Genomic DNA, 26,029 nt, shown 5'->3' on the forward strand with positions numbered 1-26,029 from the left:
GCGTAGCCGCGAACCGGCATTTGCGCAATGCAGGCAATCGGTCCAAAGAGGCAGTGTCACCTTCTCGTGTCTGGCGCGCCTTCGATCCACTACCTAGATAGCGGTTTACCCCTCCCGGAGCCCTTTCTCATGACCGCATCGCTTTTTCAGCCAATCACCCTCGACGGCCTCACCTTCCCCAATCGCATCGCCGTCGCACCGATGTGCCAGTATTCCGCCGAAGACGGCTCGGCCAGCGACTGGCACCTCTACCACTGGATGAACCTTGCCATGTCCGGCGCCGGCATGGTCATGGTCGAGATGACCGATGTCGAACGGCGCGGGCGTATCACGCATGGCTGCCTCGGCCTTTATTCCGAAGACAATGAGGCGGCCGCCCGCCGCACGCTGGATGCAGCCAGACGCGTCGCCGCTCCCGGCACGAAGTTCGGCTCGCAGCTTGCCCATGCCGGCCGCAAGGCCTCCAACCGCAAGCCGTGGGAGGGCGGCGGGCCGCTGCAGCCAAACGATGATCCCTGGCAGACGGTGTCGGCCTCGGCCATCGCCTACGACACCGGCTGGAACGTGCCGCGCGCGCTGGAGGATGAAGAAATCCTGCAGCTCATCGAAAGCTTCGCCGAGGCGGCAAGGCGGGCCGAACGCGCCGGCTTCGATTTCCTCGAACTGCATGCAGCACACGGCTATCTGATCTTCCAGTTCCTGTCGCCACTGTCCAACCAGCGCACGGACCGCTGGGGCGGCTCGCTGGAAAACCGCATGCGTTTTGCCGTCGAGATCGCCAAGGCAGTGCGGAAGGCAACGCCAAATCTGATGCTCGGCGCGCGGCTGTCGGTAAAGGACTGGGTCGATGGCGGCTTCGACATCGAGGATGCGATCGAAGTGGCGAAAGCCCTCAAGGAGGTCGGCGTCGCCTATCTCTGCTGCTCGAGCGGCGGCAATTCGCCGTTGCAGAAATTGCCCACCGGACCGGGCTACCAGGTGCATCTGGCGGAAGCCGTACGAAAGGGCGCCGGCATTGCGACACGCGCGGTTGGCCTGATCGACGACCCGAAGCAGGCCGAAGCGATCGTCGCCGAGGGCCGCGCCGACATCGTGGCGCTGGCGCGCGCCTTCCTGGCCGATCCGCGCTGGGGATGGCGTGCGGCGGCCACGTTCAGCGAGACAATCCACCCGGCGCCGCAGCTTGCCCGTTCGGTCACGACGATGCAGCACTGGATGAAGGCGGCGGGCTGATCGATCCCTTCTCCTGATCCCGGCGCGGCCCGCAGTTCTGGACAGTTTGCCACAGCTTGGCTTCAATTCTGTCCGCAAACTGTTACCTTGGGTGAGGCTGCGGCGGGCGCGGCCGGGCTTGGGAGGAAATCATGTCGTTCAGGGCATTCTTGCCTGTTGCAGCACTGACAGCTGTGGCCGGACTTTGGATCGGCGCGTCGACACCGGCCAGCGCGCAATATTGCGAGGGCACGGTGCACGGCCTGTCCGGCCGCTACAATCTGGCGACGGGCAGCGGCTTTCTCGCCGTGCGGACGCGGCCGAACTCGTCGTCGCGGATGATCGGCCAACTGTTCAATGGCGATCACACCGAGATCTTCGACCGCCGCGGCAACTGGTATCAGGTCGAGATCGGCGGCAGGACCGGCTGGGCAAATGCACGCTGGTTGCGCAACGATTGCGGCTACTGAGACGCCCGTGCATGTCACCCAAAATTGGATCCGGTTTGGAATGACGACATGCGTCAAACAAAGACCTAGAGCGTGTCGCAAACGCGACGCGACTTTTGGGCGCAGGCTCAAGGACATGGTTGCAACCAAATTGGCTGCTTTGCGTTGCGGCCATGATGGACAACAAACCTTTTGAAGTGCCGGTCGTCGTCGAACTTGGCCACGTCGGCAAATATCGTCATATCCGCAGCGCCCAGGAAGCGGCGGAGTGCCTGATGACCGTTTGGCCGCTCAATCGCGGCCCGCGCCATCGTGATGCCCTCGACACTTGCCTCAAAGTGCTGGAAGGTTATCGTTCGACAGCAGATGCGCGCCGGGCACTGATTGAAGCCGCCAAGGAATCGGAAGTGCTGGTGCCCGACGACAGACTGCCCGACGGCCGGCTGCATTGAGCAGACGGACCTTTCAACTGGAGGTTTTGATGGCGAAGCTGACTTACAAGATCGTCGAGCATGACGGCGGCTGGGCCTATAAGGTCGGTGCGACCTTCTCGGAGACGTTTCCCACGCATCAGGACGCGCTGCGCGCCGCCGAAATCGCTTCGGCCGAGCAACAGGTCGCCGGGGCTACGGACGGCATCCAGTACGAGGATGCCGAAGGCAAATGGCACGACGAACTGGCCGACGGCCGGGACCGCCCGCAGACAGAAGTCTCCGAGTAAATTCTTGTATCCTGGTCTCAGTAATCGGACAGGCAGGGCGCCGACCGCAGACGTCCGGAGAGAAGACGTCCCGCAGCCGGCGGCTGCCCTACGGCTTTGTCTTTTTGAGCGTGATCTTTTCCGAAAACCGATGACTCGCTTTTCGGGATCGTGCTCCGACTATTTGCCGCAATACTGATCGTTCACGTTCCCTTGGGCATTCGCATCGGGACCGGCGGTGTCGTAGGCACAAGGGCCGATCGGGCCGGTATTGCCCAGGGTGTTCAATCCTGAGCGGTCGCCGTTGATGCTTCCGGTGGTGGTGGTATCGACGCTTGTGTGGTTTCCATTGCCGAACGGCCACCAGTCGTGATTGTTGGAATAGGTGCTGTCCGACGACTGCGCCATAGCCGATGTGGCAAGACCAATCGTCAGGACGGATGCTGCCAGAAGTTTCGTGACCATTGAACTGCTCCGTGTCTTTGCCGCCTTGGGTGCGACACGGGTAAAACCGGCAATCAGCCTGATGGTTCAGTGAAATTGTCGTGAGCCGGCGGTGATGCCCGACCGGCGAAGGCTCGATTGGCGACGCGCTCGATGAAGGCGACGATCCGCTCCGGCGCGACGAATTGCGGCATGTGCCCCATGCCCTCGACCAATTCGAAATCGAGCCCCTCGATCCTGGACCTCATCGGCGCGCCCTGGGTGTGGAAGGTGGTGACGCGATCGGCATCGCCGAACAGAATGCCGGCCGGCATGGCGATCTCGCCATAGCGCTTCTCGATGCGGCCAAGGTCGCGCTCGATCGCCACGACATCGGAGGACATGGCATAGAAATGGGCCGGCCTGAGCCCGAGCCAGCCGCCGCCTCCGACCATGTAATCGCCGGGCAGAACTTGCGGCGCGAAGATGAACTCCATTGTCGGCCGCGCATATCGGAGACTTGTCGGTATCGCCACCGTGTAGCTCATGATCCAGCGCCACAGGCGTGACGGGATATAGAGTGAGCCGAACTTTTCGCGCCCGCCGGCTTCCATATGGGTCAATGGCGCCAGAAGAGCGATGCCGGAAATCGCCTCGGGATGTTCCACCGCCAGGGTCAGCGCGATGGCACCACCCAGGGAATGACCGACCACCAGCGGCTTTTCCAGCCTGAGAGCTTCAATGAAGCGTCGCACGATCTCGGCCTGTTCGGGCAGCCGCCCCGTTGCGCCGCTCGCACGCACCGAATAGCCCGCCCCCGGTCGATCGAGCGCGATCAACCGGTAGCCCGCACCTAGCCGCCCGAACAGCGTGCGCCGGAAATGGTGGAGTTGGGCGCCAAGCCCGTGCAGGAAGACGATCGGCAGCCCCTCGCCCTGGTCGACATAGTGGATGCGGTTGCCATCTACCTCGATGAATTTTCCGACCGGCGGCACCAGCCTTTCGGCCTTGGCCGCGATCCACAGCGTCGCCAGCACCAGACTGGCGATCCCCAGGACCGTCAGCAACAAAAGTCCGGCCAGCAGCCATGACAGAAACGACAGGAGCATTGTTCACCCGCACCAGAACCGGCTTGAGCTTAGCCGCATCCGGTGCCGCTGCAACCTTGCATCGAAACCGGGCCTGGTTCGATGGATATCTCGCATATCGGCACAGATTGTTCGCCGCCCAGCCGGCATTGCGGCTGCTGCCGCGCCGCGCTATCTGAGGCGACTCGTCTTGCCGGAGCCTTCCATGCCCGAAATCGTAACCGCCGCCATGCTCGTCATCGGTGACGAGATCCTGTCCGGCCGCACCAAGGACAAGAACATCGGCCATCTCGCCGATATCATGACGGCGATCGGCATCGACCTGAAGGAAGTGCGCATCGTTCCGGACGAGGAAGGCGAGATCGTCGCGGCGGTGAATGCGGTGCGCGCACGCTACACCTACGTATTCACCACCGGCGGCATTGGCCCGACGCATGACGACATCACGGCCGATTCGATTTCCAAGGCCTTCGGCGTGCCTTGCGAATACGATGCCAAGGCCTATGCCATGCTCGAGGCAAGCTATGCCGCGCGCGGCATCGAATACACCGAGGCCCGCAAACGCATGGCGCGGATGCCGCGCGGCGCCGATCTCATCGACAACCCGGTGTCCGTTGCGCCCGGCTTCCGCATCGGCAACGTCCATGTCATGGCGGGTGTCCCGTCGATCTTCCAGGCGATGCTCGACAATGTCGTGCCGACGCTGAAGGCCGGCACCCGGATGCTGTCGGCAAGCGTGCACTGTCCCTTCGGCGAGGGCCTTATCGGCGGACCGCTGGGTGACATCCAGAAAGCGCATCCGGACACGATCATCGGCTCCTATCCGAAATATGGCGATGGCAAATTCTGGACCGAACTGGTCGTGCGCGCCCGCAGCCAGGAAGCGCTTGACGCAGCGCGTGCCGATGTCGAGGCAATGGTGGCCGGGTTCGCCAGCAATCCCGGCTGATCTGGTCCAGACCGGAACCAAGCACGACGCTGCGACGTTTCCTTCGCGCGAGTTCAATCGCTTGTAAACTGAGGGGATTACCATGCGATTCAAGACCATCGTCGCCATTCTGCAAAACGAACAGGACGCCGAGCGCGTGCTGGACTGCGCCGTTCCGCTCGCCAACCGGTTCCAGAGCCATCTGACCGGTATCCACGCCGAAACGCTTCCGGTGCCCTACACCTCGGCCACCGGCTTTCCGGACACCGAATTCCTGCAGGTTTCGGCCGACATGAACCGGGAGCGGGCCGAGAAACTGCAGGCCATTTTTCTCAGGCATATCGAGAACTCCGGACTTTCCTTCGAGTGGCGAAGCCTGGAGAGCTTTTCGGGCGACAGCGCGCTGACCGGCATTTCCAGCGTGCGCGCCGCCGATCTGATCATCGCCGCGCAGCGCGAGACGGGCGGCGACCCGAGCGCGGATGTCGATACGCTGGTCTATGACGCCGGGCGGCCGGTGCTGGTGGTGCCGCACGCCGGCCCGCTGGTCACCACCTTCAAGCATGTGCTGCTCGCCTGGAACGGCAGCAAGGAAGCCGCCCGCGCCGCCTTCGACGCGCTGCCGTTCATCATCGAAGCCGAGAAAACCGACATATTGGTCATCGACCCACCCGACTCGCTCGACGAGAGCCCGGAAGCCGCCGGCGCCGAAATCGCGTCCGCGCTGTCGCGCCATGGCGCCACCGTCAGCGTCTCGGTGCAGAGATCGGGCGGCAATTCGATCGACGACATCATCCAGACCAGAATCGCGGAAACCGGCGCCGATCTGCTGGTGCTCGGCGCCTACAGCCACTCGTGGCTACGCCAGCTTCTGTTCGGCGGCGTGACGCGTACTGTGCTGCGCACGACGCCGGTGGCGGCCTTCCTGTCACGCTAGTGCATGTCGCCCAAAAGTGACCCTGGTTTTGGGAGAACGACATGCAGAAAACAAAAACTTGAAGCGCGTAGCTTGAATCCGTTCAACGCGACGCGCTTTAAGTCCACAGCGATCGCTGGCCCCTGCCCTTGCCAAGGCCAAGGCTTTCCAGTTAATTCCGCGCGCATTCCCCTGTTTTCTTGCGCGCGATCCCCGCGTGCTGCGGAGTGCGCGACATGTCCCTTCCTGAAAAAGCCTTTCCTGTCTCCTGGGACCAGTTCCATCGTGACGCCCGGGCGCTCGCCTGGCGGCTTGCGGGTGCCAACAAGGGGCAATGGAAAGCGATCGTCTGCATCACGCGCGGCGGGCTGGTTCCGGCTGCCATCATCTCGCGCGAACTCGGCATCCGCGTCATCGAGACGGTCTGCGTAGCCTCCTATCACGACTACACCAGCCAGGGGCAGCTGCAGGTTCTCAAGGAGATCACCCCTGCCCTGCTGGCCGATGACGGGGCCGGCGTGCTGATCATCGACGACCTGACCGACACCGGCAAGACGGCGGGCATTGTGCGCGCGATGATGCCGAAGGCGCATTTCGCCACCGTCTACGCCAAGCCGAAAGGCCGGCCGTTGGTCGACACGTTCGTCACCGAAGTCAGCCAGGACACCTGGATCTATTTCCCGTGGGACATGGGCTTCACCTATCAGAAGCCGATCGCCGACGATCACGCCGGCTGATTCGCGACAGAACGTTTTTATTAAATTTTTAGCCGCTACTGGGTACCATTTGCTTTCGGAATGGGCCCACGGGGTACGATTTCCTGTGAAATCGACCTTTGTTGGCGGAAATTGGCCAGTGCATCCAAAGTTTTTACTTTTATTGCTGACAATTGGCCGTAAGATTCGTGAGGCGGCAAACGATTCTGGAGGCTGGGGCTAGCTTCTCCGATGTTGACAAGGCCAACGACACACAACCATCTGGCCGAACGGGTCCGGCGACTCTTCGGCACGGCGCCGKGCCGCCTGCAGGTTGCCGCCCTGCCCTGGCGGGATACCGACAATGGCGTCGAGGTCATGCTGATCACCAGCCGTGATACCGGCCGCTGGGTGTTGCCCAAGGGCTGGCCGGAAGCCAGGGAACCGCTCTGCGAGGCTGCCGCGCGCGAGGCCGGCGAGGAGGCCGGGCTGCGCGGAACGGTGTCGCACCTTGAGGCCGGTCGTTATTTCTACGCCAAGGTGTTGGCTTCCGGCGAGGAAGTGCCGTGCGAAGTCCTGGTGTTTCCATTGCACGTCGACAAGATCGCCGATCGTTGGAAGGAAAAGAATTCGCGCACCCGCAAATGGGTCAGTTCCAAGGAAGCGGTGCGCATGGTCAACGAACCCGACCTTTGCCAGATCATCGCCTATTTCTGCGCCGATCCGCATCGATTTCCCTGATCGGCCGCGATCTCCGGTTCCAGGAGTCTATTCCACACCAAGTACGCCTGCACGGTTTTCGATGCAGGACCGTGAATGGTTTGCTAATCATTCACGGATAGGAATCGCTCGGTCTGGCGTGTTATCGATGGTGAACCCTGTAGACCCACTGCCGGAGGATTCCGGCGAGCCCAAGCGCGAGCATCGTCCGCGCGTGCTCAAGGGCGGAACGATCATCACCGGGATTCAGAATTCGGAGGTCGGCTGCACGTTGCGCAATCAGCACGACAGCGGCGCCGAACTGAAGATACCGCTCGAGGCTCGGGTTCCCGATCGCTTTCTTCTCTACGTGCCGCTCGACGGCATCGCCTATCGATGCGAGGTTCGCTGGCGCCGCAATGACCGCATCGGGGTGCAGTTCACCGGCACCGAGCCAAAGCCGAAACTGCATTACGGCTGATCCCTCGGGACGCAGCGGTTGGGCGAAGCGATCGCCGCGCTGCAATTCTATCCCCGTTATCCACATATGTGACACACAAGATGTTGGGGTCACAAAAGCTACGCAAACGAATCCTTGACGGCGCAAAACGAGTCGCCTTTTATAGGCCATGCGCTCCTGTTGAGAGTGCGACCGGAAAGTTCTGAGCCCGGTCTTTTTCCCGGATTATGTGCGTTTTTGCCCGCATTTCCGCCCGTCTACGAGGCCGGCGGAAGCGTTGGGGTTGTGGGGCGGTTGGGGACAATAGGGAGAATTGTCGGACTGGAATAAATTGTCTGTTAACACTATATTTAGTGTTTGCAGGCAAGTTCGACGCTAGATAGTGTGAATTTCCCTCAAGTGAGGGAATCGGAAAAAAATCAGTTTTGAGGGACCCGCGGGGTTCGTCAGCGCGTTGGACAGGCACTTCGCAAGGAGTTTGACCAGCAGGGCCGGCGGAGACTGCGAAATGGAGAGCCGGCCGTTTTCGAACGCCGGCAGGCGGCGGACATGCGTGTTTCGCATTGGGGGCAGAAATCCCCTGACGAAAGCGCTATATATAGACAAAAGGGATCGGACCAATGCGCATCGAGCGTCGTTTCACCAAGCAAGGGCAATCGGCTTACGCGGAGATCGAATTCCGCAAGGCGCTTTCGGAGATCAAGAATCCGGATGGCTCGGTGGTGTTCCGTCTCGACAATATCGATGTGCCGGCGCAGTTCTCCCAAGTCGCCGCCGACATCCTGGCGCAGAAGTATTTCCGCAAGGCCGGTGTCCCCGCGCGACTGAAGAAGATCGAAGAGAACGACGTCCCCTCCTTCCTGTGGCGCTCCGTCGCCGATGAGGCCGAGCTTGCCAAGCTGCCGGAAGCCGAACGCTACGGTTCCGAGATCGACGCGCGCCAGGTCTTCGACCGGCTGGCCGGCACCTGGACCTACTGGGGCTGGAAGGGCGGCTACTTCAAGGCGTCGGAGGAAGACGCGCGCGCCTTCCGCGACGAGCTTGCCTACATGCTGGCCACCCAGCGCGTGGCGCCGAATTCGCCGCAATGGTTCAATACCGGCCTGCACTGGGCCTATGGCATCGACGGCCCGAGCCAGGGCCACTTCTATGTCGACCCGTTCACCGGCAAGCTGACCAAGTCGAAATCCTCCTATGAACATCCGCAGCCGCATGCCTGCTTCATCCAGGGCGTGCAGGACGACCTCGTCAACGAGGGCGGCATCATGGACCTTTGGGTGCGTGAAGCGCGCCTGTTCAAATACGGCTCCGGCACCGGCTCCAATTTCTCGCTGCTGCGCGGCGAAGGCGAAAAACTGTCCGGCGGCGGCCGTTCGTCCGGCCTAATGAGCTTCCTCAAGATCGGCGACCGCGCGGCGGGCGCCATCAAGTCGGGCGGCACGACGCGCCGCGCCGCCAAGATGGTCATTGTCGACGCCGATCACCCCGATATCGAGGAATTCATCGACTGGAAGGTCAATGAAGAGCAGAAGGTCGCATCGCTGGTCACCGGCTCCAAGATCGTCAAGAAGCATCTCGAAGCGATCATGAAGGCCTGCGTCAACTGCGAAGGCCATGACGACGATTGCTTCGACCCGTCGATCAACACCGCGCTGAAGCGCGAGATCAAGGCGGCCAAGAAGTCCGCTGTGCCGGAGAACTACATCTATCGCGTCATCCAGTTCGCCAAGCAGGGCTACACGTCGATGTCGTTCAAGACCTACGACACCGACTGGGATTCGGATGCCTACCTCACCGTTTCTGGCCAGAACTCCAACAATTCGGTGTCGCTGAAGGACAATTTCCTGCGCGCCGTCGAGGACGATGCCGATTGGCACCTGACCGCCCGCAAGGACGGCAAGGTCTTGAAGACGCTGAAGGCGCGGGACCTGTGGGAAAAGATCGGCTACGCCGCCTGGGCGTCGGCTGATCCGGGCCTGCATTTCAACACGACGATGAACGACTGGCACACCTGCGCCTCCGCCGGTGCGATCCGGGCGTCCAATCCGTGCTCGGAATACATGTTCCTCGACGACACGGCCTGCAACCTGGCCTCGATCAACCTCCTGCCCTACCGCAATGCCGACGGCACGATCGACATCGCCGCCTACGAGCACACGGTGCGGCTGTGGACCATCGTTCTCGAAATCTCGGTCATGATGGCGCAGTTCCCGTCGAAGGAGATCGCCAAGCAGTCCTATGAATACCGCACGCTCGGCCTCGGCTACGCCAACATCGGCGGCCTGCTGATGACGTCGGGCATCCCCTACGACTCCGACGAGGGCCGCGCCATCTGCGCCGCACTCACCGCGATCATGACCGGCACGGCCTATGCCACCTCGGCCGAGATGGCCGCCGAACTCGGCGCCTTCGCCGATTACGACCGCAACGCGCAGAACATGCTGCGCGTCATGCGCAACCATCGCCGTGCCGCCTATGGCGAGAAGCAGGGCTATGAGAAGCTCGCCGTCAACCCGGTGCCGCTGGTCGCCTCCGACCTGAAGCAGCAGGACCTAGCGGTGCACGCCAAGGCCGCCTGGGACCGCGCCATCGAGCTCGGCGAGGAGCATGGCTATCGCAATGCGCAGGCAACCGTGATCGCGCCGACCGGCACGATCGGCCTGGTCATGGATTGCGACACCACCGGCATCGAGCCCGACTTCGCGCTGGTGAAGTTCAAGAAGCTGGCCGGCGGCGGCTATTTCAAGATCATCAACCGCGCGGTGCCGGAAGCGCTGCGCACGCTCGGCTATTCGGAAGCCCAGATCGGCGAGATGGAGGCCTATGCGGTCGGCCACGGCAACCTCAACCAGGCGCCCGCGATCAATCCCGGCGCGCTCAAGGCGAAGGGGTTCACCGACGACAAGATCGCGGCACTCAACGCAGCCTTGAAGTCGGCCTTCGACATCAAGTTCGTCTTCAACCAGTGGACGCTCGGCGCCGACTGGGTGAAGGAGACGTTTGGCTTCACCGACGAGCAGCTCAACGACTTCTCGTTCGAGATGCTGCCGGCGCTGGGCTTCTCCAGGAAGGACATCGAGGCCGCCAACATCCATGTCTGCGGTGCGATGACGCTGGAAGGCGCGCCTTTCCTCAAGGCCGAACACCTGGCGGTGTTCGACTGCGCCAGCCCGTGCGGCAAGATCGGCAAGCGGTCGCTGTCGATCAACAGCCACATCCAGATGATGGCGGCGGCACAGCCCTTCATCTCCGGCGCCATCTCCAAGACCATCAACATGCCGAACGATGCGACGGTGGAAGACGCCAAGGGCGCCTACATGCTGTCGTGGAAGCTGGCGCTGAAGGCCAACGCGCTCTACCGCGACGGCTCGAAGCTGTCGCAGCCGCTCAACTCCTCACTGCTCGCCGATGGCGAGGACGACGAGGACGAGGCGATCGAGCAGCTGATCGCCGCACCGGCGGCGGCGCGCGCCGCGCAAATCACCGAGCGGATCGTCGAGCGCATCATCGAGCGCGTGTCGCGCGAGCAGGAAAAGCTGCCCGGCCGCCGCAAGGGCTACACGCAAAAGGCCAAGATCGGTGGCAACACCATCTTCCTGCGCACCGGCGAATATGACGATGGCCGCCTCGGCGAGATCTTCATCGACATGAACAAGGAAGGCGCGACCCTGCGTGGCCTTCTCAACAACTTCGCCATCGCCATCTCGCTCGGCCTGCAGTACGGCGTGCCGCTCGACGAATATGTGCACGCCTTCACCTTCACCAAGTTCGAACCTGCCGGCATGGTGCAAGGCAACGACGCCATCAAGAGCGCGACGTCGATCCTCGACTACGTGTTCCGGGAACTCGCGATCTCCTATCTCGGCCGCAACGACCTCGCCCATGTCGACCAGTCGGACTTTTCCAACACCGCGCTTGGCCGAGGCATCAGCGAAGGCAAGACTGACGCGGTCTCCAAGGGCCTGACCCGTGGCGCCTCTCCGGTGAAGCTGGTGTCGCGGGTGAGCGGCAACGATCCGAAGGGCTTTGCGGCTCCCTCGGGCGCCCCTGCCCGCTCGGCGCCGACCGCCTTCTCCGGCTCCAACGTGCTGGCGCTGAAACCGGCGAGCGACGAAGCGGTCGCCTACAAGCGCGACTATGAGGAGCGGGCGAAGGAATTGGCCGAGGACATCGCTTTCGAGGAAGCGGCGGGTGTTGCTTCGGACGCCACGGCAGCACTGTTCACCGACGCAGCGGCCAATGAAGCGGCCGAGGCAAAGAAACTCGCCAACGACCGCCGCGCCAAATCGCTGCTGCAGGGCTACACCGGCAATTCCTGCTCAGAGTGCCAGAACTTTACGATGGTGCGGAACGGGACTTGTGAGAAGTGCGACACCTGTGGCGCGACGAGCGGGTGCAGCTGAGGAAAATTGATACGCTAAAACGCAACATCATCGGCCCGGTCGCAAGATCGGGCCGAAATGTTTTGAGGGTCGCGATCAAGCGGGACGAATATGATCGGCGGGTCGCAGAAGGGTGAGATCGGGTTGACGTGCTGAAGGGCCCGCCCGTTTGGATTTCAGCCGCCGCGGCGGCTGGTTGATGCCACCATCATTTCATCCGAAGCGCTGCACCATAAAATCGACAAAGCTGCGGAGCTTTGGGCCAGGCCGCTCGTCGGGCGCAAATAGAATGTGCATGGGCCGCGACGGCGGGTCGTAGTCGCACAGCAGTTGGACCAGCCGTCCGGCTTCGAGATCCGCAGCCACCAGCGCGTATGGCTGCAGGATAATCCCAAAGCCCGCAAGTGCCGCAGCGCGGAGGGCTTGACCGCTGTTTGTGGTCAGTCGGGCAGCAATCGCTGCCGTTTTCGTGGCACCATTTGCATCTTTGAATTCCCAAGAACCGCGCCGCGCCCAATGAACGAATCCAAGGCATTCGTGATCACCAAGATCCATGGGTGACGATGGCGTGCCGCGTTCAGTCAGATAGCTCGGCGCGGCGCAAGCGACCAAGCGATAAGGCGCCAGAGGACGCGCGATCAAAGTCGAGTCCGACAAGACCCCGACCCTGATGACCGCATCGTAGCCCTCCTCGACAAGGTCCACGATGCGATCGTTCAAGCTGAGATCGACCGACACCTCGGGATAGGCCCGCAGATACTCAGGCAGGATTGGCGCGAGACAATGAGCGCCGAAAGTCACGGGTGCATTCACACGCAGCCGGCCGCGCGGCATCGCACGGCTTTCTGCCGCGCATGCCTCTGCCGCTTCGACCTCCATCAACACTGTCTTGCAACGCTCGTAGAAGCACTGCCCGGTTTCGGTGAGACTCTGACGGCGCGTCGTACGGTTAATGAGACGGACGCCAAGATGGTCCTCGAGCATTTTGACATGTTTTCCGACCATAGGGGCAGATAGGTCGAGTGCGTCAGCTGCCGCGGCGAACGAGCCGGCTTCGACGGCCCTTACGAAAACAGCCATGCTGGATAAGCGATCCATTACAAACCATTGGTTACGAGTGAGTGGCGCATTCTGCTATTTATCTCCTAAACGTTATCGGATCAATATTCAGGCGGATCCGCGCCGGGCAAAAACGTTCCAACCGATATCAGGCCGGTCACATTCAAACAGAAACAACGAAATCGGAGACCTGCGATGTCGACATTGGATAGACGATCACTTTTGAGGCTGGGTGCGGCCGGAATCGGCAGTGCGTTGCTCACGAACCGCGCTGCTGCACGGGCGCCTCTTCTCGGCACCCAAGCACCGGCCTTCCATCGTTTGATGATTGGCGCGATCGAGGCGACGGTCGTCTCAGATGGACCTCTGCCGATGGGCAAACCCGCAGCCAGCTTCAACGGGTTTCCGCCGGGGGAGATCACCAAGCTCCTGCAGAGTAATTTCTTGCCAACCGATGACATCGTCCTCGAGCAGAACGTCCTCGTTCTCAACACCGGCGACAAACTCATCGTCTTTGATACCGGGGTCGGAACTTCTAAAAGCTTTGGGCCACTTCCCGGCAAGTTAGCCTCAACGTTGGTGAAAGCTGGCATCGCGCCCAGCGATATCGATGCCGTGGTGATCAGCCACGCTCACCCCGACCATTGCGGTGGTCTCGTCGACATCAATGGGCAGGCGGTCTTTCCAAACGCCCAAATTTATATCAGTTCAGCCGACCTGGACTTCTGGACCGACGAAGTGAAGCTCGGCTCTCAACTCAAGCCGCTTATCGAAACTGCCCGCCGAAACCTATTGCCTTTGCGCGACCGGATCGTCTTTTACAAGGATGGCCCGGAATTTCTGCCTGGCGTCCAGGCACTTGCGGCGCCGGGGCACACTGTAGGACATTCCATGTTCATGATTACCTCCGGCTCCGAAACCTTCTGCTACGCCGCCGATCTCGCGCATCACTCTGTTCTGCTGCTGGAAGATCCTCGCGGGACATTCGTCTTTGATACGGACGCCAAGCAGGCAGCGGCAACGCGCATTCGAATGCTCGACATGCTGACATCTGACCGTACGCGGATGATGGGATACCATTTTCCCTGGCCTGGCCTTGGCCATGTCGTGAAGCACGGCGAAGGCTTCCACTACATTCCCGAACCCTTGAAGACAGTTCTCTGACCTCCAGCCTCAGAGAGAGCTGTCCGTGAGGCCCCGGCGCTACCCCTTCGGCAACACCTGCAGCGTCTGCTCATCGAACAACGGCTGATCCTGGCCGATGCGGACGAACAGCAGCTTTTGCGTTTCACCCGCTGGCACCTCGAAATACTGGATGCCGTCAGGCATTTCGCCCCAGTCGCCGCAGGGCGGGTCGGGTACCTCGTTGGGGTCGGCCTTCGCTTTCAACTCTTTCGCGTAAGCGGCGTCGGGGCTGAATGTGTAGCGCTTGACGCCGGCGGGCATGGTGCCCTCGGTGTAAGGCATCAGCACGCAGCGGGCGCTGACAGCCTTGTCGGTCTTTTCCAGGAACAGCCGCTGCAAGGCGGCCTCGGCGGTTTCGCCGGGCCTGATGTCATACAACTCGACAAGCGGGTCGGCGTCGCCACCATCGCTGTATTTGATGGCAAGCGCGTTGCCGACGAACTCGAAATGGATCTGGCGGAAGCCGAAATCGCAACGCTGCACCCATGCGGCAAGCCCGACAGTTTTATCCGTCAGTTTTTCCCAGACGCATTTGTCGATCGGCGGGCGCGACGGAGCCGGTTCGTCCGCACGTGCCACGGCCGATACCGTCACGCATGCAAACAGGGCGCAGGCCCGGGTGATCGATCTCATGGCGCTATTCATCGCTGCATCCTGTCAAAGTAAAGGCGTCCCATGCAGAGCCATTGGGATTGGCGTTGGCGAAATCGGCTCCTTCGGTGAAAGCGGCACCGAAATCAGGCAGCAACAGCCCCTTCGGCGCCGGTGTCGCTTCGCGCGAGTTCAACTGCTCGGCGCCGCCGCCGGTCAACGCATAGACCTGCCCATCCCATATCCTGCACAGGCCACTGCCGTCCTGCAGGCCCGCTTCGCGGTCGTCGTCGGTGCAGGGGTGGCGGATGGTGCCGAGCGGAAACGAATTCTTGCCGTTGGTCCAGGTGATGTCTGCCGGCAGGTGGGTGTCGGTATGGGGCACGGTCAGCGAAAACACCTCGGCCGTCAGCGCAGCCGGTTCATTGGCGAGCGGCCGAAATTGCATGACCGCGCCCGAGCGCGGTTCCCGATAGGTGGCATGGCTCAGCAGGCATTCCCCGGCGCTCGCAGTCTGCGGCGGGCCGAGCAGGCCGAGGAACACGAAGGCCAGTTTGCGGATGATCATCAAATGTCTCTGGGAAAGCGTTGTGAGAGCCAAAAACCTGTCCTCACACCAGCCCGACCAGAAAGACAGCGCCGCCAAGAAATCCTGCCGAACAGACCCACAGCAGCCAGAGCCCGCGCACCCGGCATTCGAGCACGGCCGAGCCGGGGTTGGCGGGATCATAGTGCACGTCGACCTTGCTGCCCTCGACATAGCGACGCGCCTGGCCGCCGACGAGGCCGGGCAGCGAAGCCGTGACCGTGGCGCCGAAGGTGACGCGGTCGGCGCTGTAGCGCTGGCCGGCGACGCCATAGCTGTAGACGATGCGAGATTTGAAAACGGTGCGCCAGCGTTGATAGCTTGAATGGCTTCGCAGCGCCTGCAGACCTGACGCATCGATGCGGCCGGCGGCGATCGGCCATTTTGCCGCCTGCTCGGCAAGCGACTTCTGGGCAAAGCCCATGCGCAGGGCGAACAGGCCCATGAACAGCACCAATGCCGCGGCACCGAGGTTTTGCGGTTTGGGCAGATGCGGCCGGATCGCCTCGAGCACGCCGCCGACGGAAAACACCAGAACCGCCGTGCCGATCACCAAACCGGCCGAGAGCTGGACCATGAACTTGAAGGCACCATCCGGCATGGTGCGCTCGATTACGGCTTTGCTCGGGTCGGCTGGATTGTAGAAGACGGTCACCTCCGCGCCGCGGGGAAACTGCGCAAGGGCTTCGGGGACTTCAAAGTTCCCCAAATTCTCCTTCACGCTGTAGCGCGAGCTTTGAAATTTCTTGCCGCCGACTTTGTATTCGAAGGTGATGGCCGGGAAATTGCGCATCTCCGTGGTATCGGTGCTGTCCGAGCCAGCGCCCGAGCTTCTGACCTCACGCGCCTCGACGCGTGACGAGATGATCTTTCCCGGCGTCGGCAACCAGCGGCTGAGGGTCTGCACCTCGCGCCATTTCACAAAGGTGATGAGCGACAGCATGCCGGAGACCGCGCAGGCAAAGCCGACAAGCAGAAATTTGAGTTCCAGCTCCACCCTGATCCCCCCGGAGTGCAGGAACAGGCACTAGACAGCACTGCGGCGGCAATGTCTCGCTTATTCGCAAAGTCGAGAGATGAGCGACGGGGCGTAACGCTCGCCCGTCTCCTTCTCCCCTTTGTGGGAGAAGGAAAAAGATCCGTTCATGAAGGCCTCACAGCCAGGAAGGTGTTCCATTCCTCGCTGTTGCGGCCAATGTTGAAATCGTCCCTGATAAGGACCAGCCCGGCGTTTTCGATGCGGGCCGCGAAGTCGCCCCTGCGCCAATAGACCGTGTGATATTCGCCGCCCGTCTCGCCATCGCCTTTGCGCATCGACACGAGGAAGGCGCCGCCTGGCCGCAGCGACCCGGCTATCTTGGCTAGGACCTGGTCGGTCTGATCGCGAGGCACATGGATCAGGACGCACAGGGCCAAAACCGCGTCGTAGGGGCCGCCGAGATCATCGGTGATGAGATCGAGCAGTTCACCGTGCTTGCCGCGCGCGGCCTGCAGCTCAAGAAACCGCCTTGCCGCGTCGGTGCGCCGAACCCTAGCGCCCAAGGTCTCCAGAAAGTCGGCGTCGTATCCCGCTCCCGACCCGACTTCCAGAATCTGGCCGCCTGTGCCGGCGATCGCCACGAGGCGCCTTAGCGCTGCCTGCTCTCTTGGGTTGGGAACATGCCGCACGATTGCATCATACTGTTCCGCATAATCCTCGTAGGAGGAGATCGTCTGACGGCTCTTCGCCAAGGCCTCCGCAGATACGCTCATCTTTTCCTCCCATTTGCACCAGTCAATGCACGCCAGTCAGTGGGGCACGCAAGTCGGCGGGGCACGCAAGTCAGCGGGTGCTGCCGGCAGAAGCGTGTCCGTCGAGCATGCCGATATCGCGCAGGAAATGATCTGACAGCGCACGCTGGTCGAGCAGGCCGCGCGTGCGGGGTCTGAACGGAGCGGTGAAGAGGTCGAGCACCGGACGACGAAGTGTGTTGTAGAGGGTCATTGCCGTGTCCTTTCGGGTTTGAGTTGATGACCGGAGTATGCCTGGTCGCGGCCTTGGCTTCCAATCGAACGTCGCGTACTATGCATCAGGAGGATTGATGCGTCATGAGTTGGGAGCTACCACCACTGGGCGCCATTCGCGTCTTTGAAGCCGCGGCGCGGCTGGGCAGTTTCACCAAGGCGGCCGAGGAACTCGGCATGACACAGTCTGCGGCCAGCTATCAGATCAAGGTGCTGGAAGAGCGCGCCGGAACGCCGCTTTTCATAAGAAAAACAAGGCAAATCGCCTTGACCGAAGCTGGACAGCAATTGGCGCCGCACGCAACGGGCGCATTCTCGGCCCTGGCCGACGCGTGGGTCGCCACAAAGGGTGGAGCGACTGGCGTGCTGTCCGTCACAACCTCGGAAACATTCGCATCGAACTGGCTGGCCGTGTGGCTTGGAACATTCCAGCTGATGCATCCCGATCTCGCCGTGAAGGTGAATACATCGTCCCGGTTGGTCGATTTCACACGCGAGGACATGGATATCGGGATCAGAACCGGCACCGGAAAATGGCCCGGCCTGACAGCCCACTATCTGTTCAAGGCGGACTATACGCCAATGCTCAGCCCGAAACTGGCCGAGAGCGTGGGCGGCATTCGCCACCCCGAGGACCTCTACAAGGTGGCGTTGTGCTGTGCCGACGATCCCTGGTGGAAAATCTGGTTCGAAGCAGCCGGCGTATCCTTCAAGCCCGATCGCGTCATCGCGGGACCGAACCTGGGTTCGCAGGCTTACGATGCAATGGCGGCGCTGACCGATCAGGGCGCCGCGATCCTCACCCGCAACATCTACAGCGCCCTGCTGGCAAAGGGCCAGTTGATACAGCCATTTGAAGTGCTGGGATCTGATGGCGACGGCTATTGGCTGGTGCACCTGGAAAGCCGCCGCAACACGCCGAAGATCAAGGTGTTCCGGGACTGGGTGCTGACCCAGACGGCTGACATACGCCAGCGCGAAGTACGCCGGGCCTGATAGGCTGCCTCAGTCAGCGTCGGCGACGGAAATCCGTCCGCCGGCCCAGGCGCGCCATTGCCGTTCGTCGCCGTGGAAGACGTTGAGGTCGATGCGGCCGGTGACACCATGCGACAGGCCGGAGCCGGAATACTGCCAGAACAGCCATTTGCGGTCGGGGTAGACCTTCGACGGATGCCGCGCCACCGCGCGCAGCCAGAACGGATAATCGAGGAATTCGCCCCGGAGATTGTCGCGGTAGAAATCAGGCGCTGTGTAAATGATGGGCCGCTGGCCGTAATGGCGCTCCAGCTTGTCCATGAACACCTGCATCTTCTCCAGCACCTTTTCGCGCGACGGCCGCCGCTTGCAGCTGGATTCGCCGTTCCATTCGACGTCGATCACCGGCGGCAGCGCGCCATCCATCTTGGGCACGTTGCGGATGAACCAGTCGGCCTGCTCGCCCGCGGTGCGGCACCAGTAGAAGAAGTGATAGGCGCCACGCTTCAGGCCGGCGGCGTCCGCATTGCGCCAGTTCCTCATGAACATCAGATCAAGATGGTCGCCGCCATCGGTCGCCTTGATGTAGGCGAAGTTGGCGCCCTGCGCGCGCAGCTTTTCCCAATTGACGTTGCCTTGCCAGCGAGAGACGTCGACGCCATGCACGGCAAGATGCCGGGGCGAGGACCGGCCGAAATTGATCGGCTTGGCGTCGCGAAAGCCGTATCGGGTGACCGGCCCGGCCAGCATGGGCGGTGCCGCGCGGCTCAACAGCCTCGGCGGCGACACGAGCGCAGCCGGCTCGACCGGCGGCTCGGCGCTGTCGGGCAGTTCAGGCGCCGGGAATGACACTGTCTCTTCTTCCGCCAGGCCGAAAGGCCGAGTATTTTCGGCGGCAGCATTGTCGTCTTCCAGACCATTGTCAGGCAGACCATTGTCAGGCTCGGGTGCCCTTTCGGCCCTCGGCGCGCTCCTGGCCATCGCCTTCGGAGCCGCGGCGATCGGCGCGGGCGGCCGTATCACGGAACTGGTGGTTTCGTTCGACGGTTTCTGCAAATCCAGCGCGTCGACGCCGGCCGTTGAGGTACAGCCGGCAAGGCATAGCGATGCGACCAAGAAACTGATGACGCCCGGAATCCGCATCTGGACCTGTACTCAAAACACAACAGACCGAGGGCAAAACGACAGCCGACGGACAAACCAGATCGAGTTATGAACGAGAAATTACCAATAAAGTTTGAATCAAGTTTTTTTCGAGCGTGCCAGGCCGCGAAATCTGGCTCCTGGTGCAGCTGATCGGCGGCAAGCGGGGTGGCAAAGCCGCTAGGATTTCCTGAAGACGCCGATCATCGGCCCGAGATTCCAGTAGTCGTCGTTGCGGCCGATGGCCGGCGCGAACAGGCTCGATATCGTGCCGTCGAGGAAAAGCGCGTTGTCGCAGCCGAGTGCGTCGCGGAAAAGACGGGCGAAGGCATGGAAGGTCACCGTGCCGTTCGAAATGGCAAAGACGGCGACGCCGTCCTTCCGCACGCCGACGCCGTCGCGCGTCTTGCGCGAGGTGCTGTCGGCCTGGAATTTCGGATGCAGCTTGCCGTCGATCACCAGCATCGGCCCGGATTGCGTCGCATAGTCGAGCGGCGGTCGCTTTTTCAGGAAGTCCCTGGTGGCGCGGACCGTGGCCTTGCCGTTGCTCATGTAGAAAATGCCGTTCGGCTGCAGGGAAAAATTGCCGCTTCCCGATCCCGTCTTCACCGATGCCATTTCGTTGCCGCGTTCGACATACAGACCGACCGGATCGAGGTCCGGGTGATACATGCCGGCATTGATGGCAAACAGCATGGTGCGCCCGGCCGCCTGCTCCGAGGCATTGAGATTGTGCAGCGACTGAAACGGCTTGCCCGTCGGATCCTTCCAGAACAGTTCGATCGAATACCGTTTCGGGTCGACCTCGCAGACGAGGTAGCTGGTCGCCTCAAAGGCGACGTCACGACATGGCGGCAGCGAAGCGACCCATTGGCCAAATCCGATGCCGAGCGCCGCCACCGACGGCAGCGCGCCCTTGGCGAGCGCCAGCAGCAGCGGCAGCGATTGCAGGAGGGTCAAAAAATCCATGCGTGTACCGGAATCGAAGTTCAGGAGGATCCGGTAGGGATATAGCCCGTTTCAAGCGATACTGTGAAAGTGCCCTAGGCAAGCCATCCCATCGCCACGCATAGCAGCAGGACGACGCCAAGCAGGCCGCGATAGATGACGAACGGCCAGGCCGAAAAACGCTCCAGCACGCGCATCAGGCCCCATATGGCGAAGAAGGCGGAAACCGAGGCGACGACCAGTCCGACGATGAGAACCGACCAGCCATGCGCGTCGAGATGGACCTTGTGCAGTTCCCAAAGCTCCTTGAGGCCGGCCAGTGCAATCGCGGGCAGCCCGAGCAGGAACGAGAAACGCGCCGCCTCGGCCCGCTTGAAGCCGAGCCCGAGCGCGGCCGTCAGGGTCGAGCCGGAACGAGAGACGCCTGGAATCAGCGCGCCGATCTGGGCGACGCCGACGAGCAGCGCGTCGGTCAGCGATGCCTCGCCGACGGTGCGCCGGTGACTGGCAAAAATCTCGGCCAGCGCCAGAAGGACCGCCATGGCGATGCAAGCCCAACCGATCACCGTCAGGCTGCGCAGCGGCGAATTGCAGGCGTTGAGCATGCCCGACAGCGCCACACCGGCGATGACGATCGGGATCGTCGCCAGCACGATCCACAGCGCCAGCCGGAAATGCCGGTCGGCGAAATAGCGCCGCGTCAGCGCCTCGAGCGAACCAAACAGGATATCCCTGACATCGCTCCAGAAATAGCTGACCACCGCGGCCAATGCCGCAAGCTGCATGGCGGCGGAGAAGGCGGAACCCGGATCCTGCCAGCCGAGCACGGCCGGAACGATGCGCATATGGGCGGTCGAGGAGATCGGCAGCAATTCGGTGATGCCTTGCACTAGGCCGAGGAACGCCACCTTGGCGAATCCCAGCCCGACAAAGCCGGTGTCGACGCCTTGGGTGCAGATGTCTGCCATATCGAGCCTTTCTGTCGAACAATCGTGAGGGGCGATCCCCGCCGAGCCATAGTCTGGCGATCCCCGGAATCCAATTTACGGATTTGTAAGGCGCCGCTTGACAAGCCATGCGGTTATATTAAAATACGCTAATCTTACACTGTAAGGCAAATGACGGAGGAGAGCTATGCAGACCGCCCTGTCAGAATTGCAGCCCCTGCCCGAACCGTACCCGCCTGGCATCGCGATCGAGGACGTCTCGCACGACCGCAGCCGTATTATCGAGCACGCCGAGGTGAGTGCCTGGCTAGACCTCTATGCCACCGCGCCTGCCGATTTCGCCGCAAGTCACGGCCTTTCGATAGCGGAAGAAGGCGGCCTCGCCTGGACCACCTGCACGACGATCCCGTTCATCCATTTCAACTGCGTGAAGAATTTCGGCGTCGACAGTCCGGCCACCGAAAGCCAGCTCGACGCGCTGCTGGCGCATTACCGCGCCGCCGGCATTTCGCGGCCCTGGTTCTATGTCAATCCGCACACTGAACCATCGCGCCTCAGATGCTGGCTCGAGGCGCGCGGCCTGCAGCGCCAGGGCGGCTGGGAACGGATTTATCGCGGGGCGGAACCGCTGGCATCAGAGCCGCTCTTCATGGCTGACGGGGTTCTAGTCGAACGTGTGACGAAGGCATCGGCAAGCGAATGGGCCGGCTTCATCGACAGCCGCTACCGGCTGCCCACTTCACCTTGGCTGATGGCTCTGGTCGACCGGAAGGGCTGGCATCACTACATGGCCAAGCGGGACGGCGCGGTGGTGGCGGTGCGCTCGCTGTTCATCGGGCCCGACGGCGCGGCCTGGAGCGGCATCGACGCGCCGGTGCCCGGCATCATGGCGCCGAGCTTCGATCTCGACGCGGTGCTTGGGGAAGCGCTGGTGCGCGACGGGATTGCGGCCGGCGCGAAACTGTTCGTCGCCGACATCGAGGCGCCGCACGAGGAGCGCGACGGCCCTGCCTATCGCAACTATGCACGCCTGGGCTTCAGAATCGCCTATTTCCGTAGCCATTACAGCTATTTGCCGGCCAGCTCCAACTGACGGCACCTAACTCAGCAGCCATTGCTGGAAACAGCTTTTGGCCACCATATGGGCTGGCGGCAATACGGGCTCGTCGACGGAAGGCCGGCGAACCCGTTCGAGCAGGATGCGCACCTGTTCGGGGCGCACACGATCGCGCTCCATCACAAGCAGGACCATCGGATCGCTCAAAAGCTCGTCCAGGGTGCTGATGCTGTCGTTCATCCGTCGTCTCCTCGAATGCCGTACCCGCGCCCCATAAATAGGGAGCCAATGATGGCCCGCCAATGACGCTTTGCCGGCTATCTCGTGTCTCTTTCGATTAAATTTTTGTCATGGTGAGCAGCCGGTTCGCGCAAGCGAATTCATCGTGCCAGTGGCACGATGAAAGGCCGGCGAACGCCGGGACGCTGCGCAGCAGCGGGGACCCGGCCGATGCGCTTTAGCCTGGCGGCGGTGCGCCCTCATACTGAGGCAGGCCATCGTCGAGCATCACCCAGGGCTGCTTCGAGGCCGTGAAAATATGCATTTGCGGCTTGAAGACCGTGGGATCGTCTAGCGAACCGGTGGTGATGCCGATGATGCCGGCGGAATCGCGCCGGGAGAACATCGTCGTGCCGCAGCTTGGGCAAAAGCCGCGTTTGAGGTCCGGCGACGTGTTCACCGTCGCCAGCGGCCCCTCGATCGTCACTTCATCGATGCGAAACAGCACGCGTGCGTTGAAGGCGGCGCCAATCACCTTCTGGCACAGCCGGCAGTGGCAGATGCGTTCGTTGATGGGGGCTGCCTCAGTGTGATAGCGCACCGCCTTGCACAGGCATCCGCCTTGGTATCTTGCCATCGCTCGGATCCTTGAGAGAACAAGCGGCAGGGTAATGGCCAACCCGATTGGGTCAATTGAAAAGCTTTGATACAACGCCATCGCTTATCGTGATGCAGTGGACCCGAAGCCATGACACTGGACATCGAAACCATCGGCATTGCAGATCTGTTCGGGCCGTCCTCGCCGGCCCGTGACCGCACCGACGCCAGGATCATGGCCGCAGCTTCGGGGATCGGCTTCATGGCAGTCCGAGACTTTCCCGGCGATGACTGGCTGACGCCGGAAAGAAGGGCGCAATTGCTGCGCGTCTTTGCGCTTCCCGACGCGGAGAAGCAGAAATTGCTGCGCTGGAATTTCGACCGCAGCAAAAAGAACGTCTATCGCGGCTGGTTCCCGCTGCAGCCGGCAGCCGTTTCCTACAAGGAAGGCATCGACATGGGACCGGACCTTGCCAATCCGGGTCTGGTCGAAGCGGCCGATGCCTCGCTTTCCGAAGATCCGTTGTGCGAGCCGACACCCTTACCGGCCGAAGAGGCCCTGCCCGGCTGGCGCGCGGCGGCAGCCGACTACTACCGCACGATGGAGACGGTGGGCAACGCGCTGATGCGGTCGATCGCCCGCGGGCTTGGCTTGCCGGAAACAATGTTCGATGCCTATTTCGAAGGCGGCATCTCGACGCTGCGGCTGATCCGTTACCCCCTGCGTGACGCCAATGCCGGCGTCGATACCAGCGGACCGGAGTTTTCGGTGGTGCACAAGGGTGAGACCCGCACCATCATCGGCCGCGAGCATGCCGATTCAGGCTTCGTCACTTTGCTGGCGCAGGACGGCGTCGAGGGCTTGCAGGCAAAGAACCTCGCCGGCGAATGGATCGACGTGCCGCCGGCCAACGGCACGCTGGCGGTCAATTTTGGCCAGTTGCTGGAGCGCTGGACCGGCGAACGCGTCCGCGCGACGCGACACCGGGTGATCGCGCCGAAGACGGCGCGCTGCTCGATCCCGTTCTTCTACGAGCCACGCGTCGACGCGGAGATCGCGCCGCTGCCGTTGAAGGGTGCTGAGCCCTTCGAGCCGTTCCTGTATGGCGACTACCTCTGGGAGTCGGCGACGAATTTCGTTGAGATGAGCGGCATCAAGCATCTCAGGCAGCCGCGCCGCGCCAAAGCCTCGTAAACAAAACCACCGGCCACCTCGATCGACGGCCGGTGGGAACGATAGGGGGTTATTCGGTTTCGCTGACGACCTCGTCCCAGGTCTTCACCTTGGTCTCGCCGTTGAGAAACGGCAGTGCGGCAGCGGTCAGTTCGGGGGCGAAGAAGACGTCGTAATGAGTGCGGTTGGGTAGAATGGCCAGGCGGTTCTGCGACAGGTTCTCGCGCATCCAGCCGGCGTCCTTCAGCCCGCCACCGAGCATCTGGTAGAACTTGATCTCATGCTCGGGCTTGTACATGTCGCTGTCGCCATAGGCCAGCATGACCGGCATCTTCAGCTTGGCGACGTCCGCGGAGTAATCGTAGTTCTGACGCATGAAGTTGCCCAGCGTGTCGAGGAGCTTAGGGAAGTCCTCGGGATGCGGCGCCACCGCGACGTAGGATTTGTACATCGGCGTGTCGTTCATGAACACGGCCGCCGCCGCGCTGACTTGCGCCTGCTGGCCGCGCATCTCGCCGTAGAAACCGTCCGCGGCATAGCCGGTCGAAACCAGCACAAGGCGGCGCACCGTTTCAGGATGCTGGACCGCCATGCGGAAGGCGACGCCGCCGCCCAGCGAATACCCCATGACATCAACCTTGTCGTAGCCGAGCGCCTTGACGATATCAGCCATGTCGTCACCGATCGCCTCCAGGGTGAATGGCCGATCGCCGAGTGCCGTGCGGCCATGACCTTGCAGGTCGACGCCGATGATGGTGCGGTTCTCGGCAAGCTTGGGCAGGATCGGCGCAAACATGTCAGTGGTGCCAAGACCGCCGTGCAGCAGAAGCAGCGGCTCGCCTTTGCCGTAGACCGCGTAATAGTAGTTCAGGCCGTTGATCGGCAGCAGTCCGGACTTTTCCGGCTTCGGTAGTGCGTTCGTTGCGGTCGTCATGGCAGGTTTTGCCTCCTCTGCATTGGTGGCGCCCGGCGAAGCAAGAAACGCTGCAGCCGAAGCAAGAATGGCGAATAGCAAGGTTTTGGACATATCGATCTCCTCTCGTCCTGCCGGTATCAAAGCGTCCTGGCGAGCTCTTCGAGCTGGTCGGTGCACTGGCCCCAGCCGTCGTGGAAGCCCATTTTCTCGTGCTGCTCGCGGTCGGCGGCACTCCAGTGCCTGACCCGTGCAATGTAGCGGGTCTTGCCACTGCCCTCGTCCTCGAAAGTCAGCACGACTGTCATGAACGGCTTTTCCGACGGCTCCCATGCCTTTGTGTAGGCGTCGGTAAAGACGATCTTCTTGCCGGGAACGACTTCGAGGAAAACGCCGGCGTTGGGGAATTCCTTGCCGTCGGGGTCGGCCATGACAACGAGGCTCGGGCCGCCGGTGCGCACATCCATCTCGGCGCGGGGCGTCGTCCACGGCTTTGGCGAGAACCACTGCGTCACCAGTTTCGGGTCTGTCCAGCAGCGATAGACGTTCTCGCGCGGCGCATCGATGATGCGGGCCAGAACCAGTTCGCGGTCGTTGGCGGGGGCGATGTCGAGCTTGGTGGTCATGAGGGTGTCCTTGCGTGGTTTGATCTGGCTTCCGTCCCTAGGACGAACGGATG

29 protein-coding genes are annotated in these 26,029 nt (G+C 62.1%); 14 read left to right on the top strand and 15 right to left on the bottom strand.

Annotated elements, in window-relative coordinates; translation table 11 throughout:
• Window positions 1-129: 129 nt before the first annotated feature.
• From AC1DZU_RS20395 to AC1DZU_RS20410, 4 genes are all read left to right on the top strand, one after another.
• Window positions 130-1,233 carry an NADH:flavin oxidoreductase/NADH oxidase gene (locus AC1DZU_RS20395; protein WP_477287718.1) on the top strand — a complete coding sequence of 368 codons (1,104 nt, stop codon included), beginning with the start codon at window positions 130-132 and terminating at the stop codon, window positions 1,231-1,233.
• 131 nt (window positions 1,234-1,364) lie between these two features.
• Window positions 1,365-1,682: an SH3 domain-containing protein gene (locus tag AC1DZU_RS20400; protein ID WP_095090747.1), complete on the top strand. Its 318-nt coding sequence runs from the start codon at window positions 1,365-1,367 to the stop codon at window positions 1,680-1,682.
• A 152-nt stretch (window positions 1,683-1,834) separates the two neighbouring features.
• The gene (locus AC1DZU_RS20405; protein WP_477228526.1) at window positions 1,835-2,113 is read left to right on the top strand and encodes a DUF982 domain-containing protein; all 279 of its coding nucleotides are present in this window, start codon (window positions 1,835-1,837) and stop codon (window positions 2,111-2,113) included.
• A gap of 29 nt (window positions 2,114-2,142) precedes the next feature.
• On the top strand, window positions 2,143-2,382 hold the full coding sequence (locus tag AC1DZU_RS20410; protein ID WP_095090749.1) for a DUF2188 domain-containing protein: 240 nt from the start codon (window positions 2,143-2,145) through the stop codon (window positions 2,380-2,382).
• Between the two features lie 159 nt (window positions 2,383-2,541).
• Here AC1DZU_RS20410 and AC1DZU_RS20415 read toward each other — a convergent pair whose 3' ends face one another.
• Together AC1DZU_RS20415 and AC1DZU_RS20420 are read right to left on the bottom strand one after the other, a co-directional pair.
• A complete protein-coding gene (locus tag AC1DZU_RS20415) occupies window positions 2,542-2,826 on the bottom strand; it encodes a hypothetical protein (RefSeq protein WP_477287721.1) in 285 nt (94 codons plus the stop codon).
• A 53-nt stretch (window positions 2,827-2,879) separates the two neighbouring features.
• Window positions 2,880-3,893: an alpha/beta fold hydrolase gene (locus AC1DZU_RS20420; protein WP_477287723.1), complete on the bottom strand. Its 1,014-nt coding sequence runs from the start codon at window positions 3,891-3,893 to the stop codon at window positions 2,880-2,882.
• Between the two features lie 184 nt (window positions 3,894-4,077).
• On the opposite strand from AC1DZU_RS20420, the gene AC1DZU_RS20425 reads away from it, so the two are divergent.
• The 6 genes from AC1DZU_RS20425 (at window position 4,078) to AC1DZU_RS20450 (ending at window position 11,973) form a co-directional block, all read left to right on the top strand.
• Window positions 4,078-4,821 carry a competence/damage-inducible protein A gene (locus AC1DZU_RS20425; RefSeq protein WP_477287725.1) on the top strand — a complete coding sequence of 248 codons (744 nt, stop codon included), beginning with the start codon at window positions 4,078-4,080 and terminating at the stop codon, window positions 4,819-4,821.
• Between the two features lie 82 nt (window positions 4,822-4,903).
• The gene (locus AC1DZU_RS20430) at window positions 4,904-5,737 is read left to right on the top strand and encodes a universal stress protein (RefSeq protein ID WP_477287727.1); all 834 of its coding nucleotides are present in this window, start codon (window positions 4,904-4,906) and stop codon (window positions 5,735-5,737) included.
• A 215-nt stretch (window positions 5,738-5,952) separates the two neighbouring features.
• Entirely contained in the window at window positions 5,953-6,453 is a 501-nt protein-coding gene (gene gpt, locus AC1DZU_RS20435) for a xanthine phosphoribosyltransferase (protein WP_006200882.1), read from the top strand.
• Window positions 6,454-6,663: 210 nt separating this feature from the next.
• Window positions 6,664-7,152, top strand: coding sequence for an NUDIX hydrolase (locus AC1DZU_RS20440; RefSeq protein WP_477287729.1), 489 nt, complete (start codon window positions 6,664-6,666; stop codon window positions 7,150-7,152).
• 127 nt (window positions 7,153-7,279) lie between these two features.
• Complete coding sequence (locus tag AC1DZU_RS20445; protein ID WP_477287731.1) at window positions 7,280-7,591, top strand: PilZ domain-containing protein; 312 nt, start codon at window positions 7,280-7,282, stop codon at window positions 7,589-7,591.
• A 599-nt stretch (window positions 7,592-8,190) separates the two neighbouring features.
• Window positions 8,191-11,973 carry a vitamin B12-dependent ribonucleotide reductase gene (locus AC1DZU_RS20450; protein ID WP_477287733.1) on the top strand — a complete coding sequence of 1,261 codons (3,783 nt, stop codon included), beginning with the start codon at window positions 8,191-8,193 and terminating at the stop codon, window positions 11,971-11,973.
• A 192-nt stretch (window positions 11,974-12,165) separates the two neighbouring features.
• Here the strand turns inward: AC1DZU_RS20450 and AC1DZU_RS20455 are convergent, their stop codons facing one another.
• Window positions 12,166-13,050 (bottom strand): LysR family transcriptional regulator, encoded by an 885-nt coding sequence (locus AC1DZU_RS20455; RefSeq protein ID WP_477287734.1) that lies wholly within the window; start codon window positions 13,048-13,050, stop codon window positions 12,166-12,168.
• Window positions 13,051-13,206: 156 nt separating this feature from the next.
• On the opposite strand from AC1DZU_RS20455, the gene AC1DZU_RS20460 reads away from it, so the two are divergent.
• Window positions 13,207-14,175, top strand: a complete 969-nt coding sequence (locus AC1DZU_RS20460; protein WP_477287736.1) for an MBL fold metallo-hydrolase — start codon at window positions 13,207-13,209, stop codon at window positions 14,173-14,175.
• A 39-nt stretch (window positions 14,176-14,214) separates the two neighbouring features.
• Here the strand turns inward: AC1DZU_RS20460 and AC1DZU_RS20465 are convergent, their stop codons facing one another.
• The 5 genes from AC1DZU_RS20465 to AC1DZU_RS20485 all read right to left on the bottom strand — a co-directional run bounded on the left by AC1DZU_RS20465 (window position 14,215) and on the right by AC1DZU_RS20485 (window position 17,357).
• A complete protein-coding gene (locus tag AC1DZU_RS20465) occupies window positions 14,215-14,829 on the bottom strand; it encodes a hypothetical protein (RefSeq protein ID WP_477287738.1) in 615 nt (204 codons plus the stop codon).
• A gap of 4 nt (window positions 14,830-14,833) precedes the next feature.
• Entirely contained in the window at window positions 14,834-15,355 is a 522-nt protein-coding gene (locus AC1DZU_RS20470) for a hypothetical protein (RefSeq protein WP_477287740.1), read from the bottom strand.
• A gap of 43 nt (window positions 15,356-15,398) precedes the next feature.
• Window positions 15,399-16,370, bottom strand: coding sequence for a DUF3592 domain-containing protein (locus AC1DZU_RS20475; RefSeq protein ID WP_477287742.1), 972 nt, complete (start codon window positions 16,368-16,370; stop codon window positions 15,399-15,401).
• A gap of 146 nt (window positions 16,371-16,516) precedes the next feature.
• Window positions 16,517-17,125 (bottom strand): class I SAM-dependent DNA methyltransferase, encoded by a 609-nt coding sequence (locus AC1DZU_RS20480; protein WP_477287744.1) that lies wholly within the window; start codon window positions 17,123-17,125, stop codon window positions 16,517-16,519.
• Window positions 17,126-17,195: 70 nt separating this feature from the next.
• The gene (locus tag AC1DZU_RS20485; RefSeq protein ID WP_167392140.1) at window positions 17,196-17,357 is read right to left on the bottom strand and encodes a hypothetical protein; all 162 of its coding nucleotides are present in this window, start codon (window positions 17,355-17,357) and stop codon (window positions 17,196-17,198) included.
• A gap of 104 nt (window positions 17,358-17,461) precedes the next feature.
• On the opposite strand from AC1DZU_RS20485, the gene AC1DZU_RS20490 reads away from it, so the two are divergent.
• Entirely contained in the window at window positions 17,462-18,373 is a 912-nt protein-coding gene (locus tag AC1DZU_RS20490; RefSeq protein ID WP_477287746.1) for a LysR substrate-binding domain-containing protein, read from the top strand.
• Between the two features lie 9 nt (window positions 18,374-18,382).
• Here the strand turns inward: AC1DZU_RS20490 and AC1DZU_RS20495 are convergent, their stop codons facing one another.
• The 3 genes from AC1DZU_RS20495 to AC1DZU_RS20505 form a co-directional block, all read right to left on the bottom strand.
• A complete protein-coding gene (locus AC1DZU_RS20495) occupies window positions 18,383-19,495 on the bottom strand; it encodes a glycoside hydrolase family 25 protein (protein WP_477287748.1) in 1,113 nt (370 codons plus the stop codon).
• 180 nt (window positions 19,496-19,675) lie between these two features.
• Complete coding sequence (locus AC1DZU_RS20500; RefSeq protein ID WP_477287750.1) at window positions 19,676-20,464, bottom strand: phosphodiester glycosidase family protein; 789 nt, start codon at window positions 20,462-20,464, stop codon at window positions 19,676-19,678.
• A gap of 74 nt (window positions 20,465-20,538) precedes the next feature.
• On the bottom strand, window positions 20,539-21,411 hold the full coding sequence (locus AC1DZU_RS20505; RefSeq protein ID WP_477287752.1) for an undecaprenyl-diphosphate phosphatase: 873 nt from the start codon (window positions 21,409-21,411) through the stop codon (window positions 20,539-20,541).
• Between the two features lie 166 nt (window positions 21,412-21,577).
• On the opposite strand from AC1DZU_RS20505, the gene AC1DZU_RS20510 reads away from it, so the two are divergent.
• Complete coding sequence (locus tag AC1DZU_RS20510) at window positions 21,578-22,483, top strand: hypothetical protein (protein ID WP_477287754.1); 906 nt, start codon at window positions 21,578-21,580, stop codon at window positions 22,481-22,483.
• A gap of 6 nt (window positions 22,484-22,489) precedes the next feature.
• Here AC1DZU_RS20510 and AC1DZU_RS20515 read toward each other — a convergent pair whose 3' ends face one another.
• The gene (locus tag AC1DZU_RS20515) at window positions 22,490-22,687 is read right to left on the bottom strand and encodes a hypothetical protein (protein ID WP_477287756.1); all 198 of its coding nucleotides are present in this window, start codon (window positions 22,685-22,687) and stop codon (window positions 22,490-22,492) included.
• A 217-nt stretch (window positions 22,688-22,904) separates the two neighbouring features.
• The gene (locus AC1DZU_RS20520) at window positions 22,905-23,303 is read right to left on the bottom strand and encodes a GFA family protein (protein ID WP_477287758.1); all 399 of its coding nucleotides are present in this window, start codon (window positions 23,301-23,303) and stop codon (window positions 22,905-22,907) included.
• Window positions 23,304-23,414: 111 nt separating this feature from the next.
• On the opposite strand from AC1DZU_RS20520, the gene AC1DZU_RS20525 reads away from it, so the two are divergent.
• Window positions 23,415-24,458, top strand: coding sequence for an isopenicillin N synthase family dioxygenase (locus tag AC1DZU_RS20525; RefSeq protein ID WP_477287760.1), 1,044 nt, complete (start codon window positions 23,415-23,417; stop codon window positions 24,456-24,458).
• Between the two features lie 49 nt (window positions 24,459-24,507).
• Here AC1DZU_RS20525 and AC1DZU_RS20530 read toward each other — a convergent pair whose 3' ends face one another.
• Together AC1DZU_RS20530 and AC1DZU_RS20535 are read right to left on the bottom strand one after the other, a co-directional pair.
• Window positions 24,508-25,464: an alpha/beta fold hydrolase gene (locus tag AC1DZU_RS20530; RefSeq protein WP_477287762.1), complete on the bottom strand. Its 957-nt coding sequence runs from the start codon at window positions 25,462-25,464 to the stop codon at window positions 24,508-24,510.
• Window positions 25,465-25,490: 26 nt separating this feature from the next.
• A complete protein-coding gene (locus tag AC1DZU_RS20535) occupies window positions 25,491-25,976 on the bottom strand; it encodes an SRPBCC family protein (RefSeq protein ID WP_477287764.1) in 486 nt (161 codons plus the stop codon).
• Window positions 25,977-26,029 lie beyond the last annotated feature (53 nt).

This window comes from Mesorhizobium sp. P2_A12 (genome assembly GCF_056405075.1).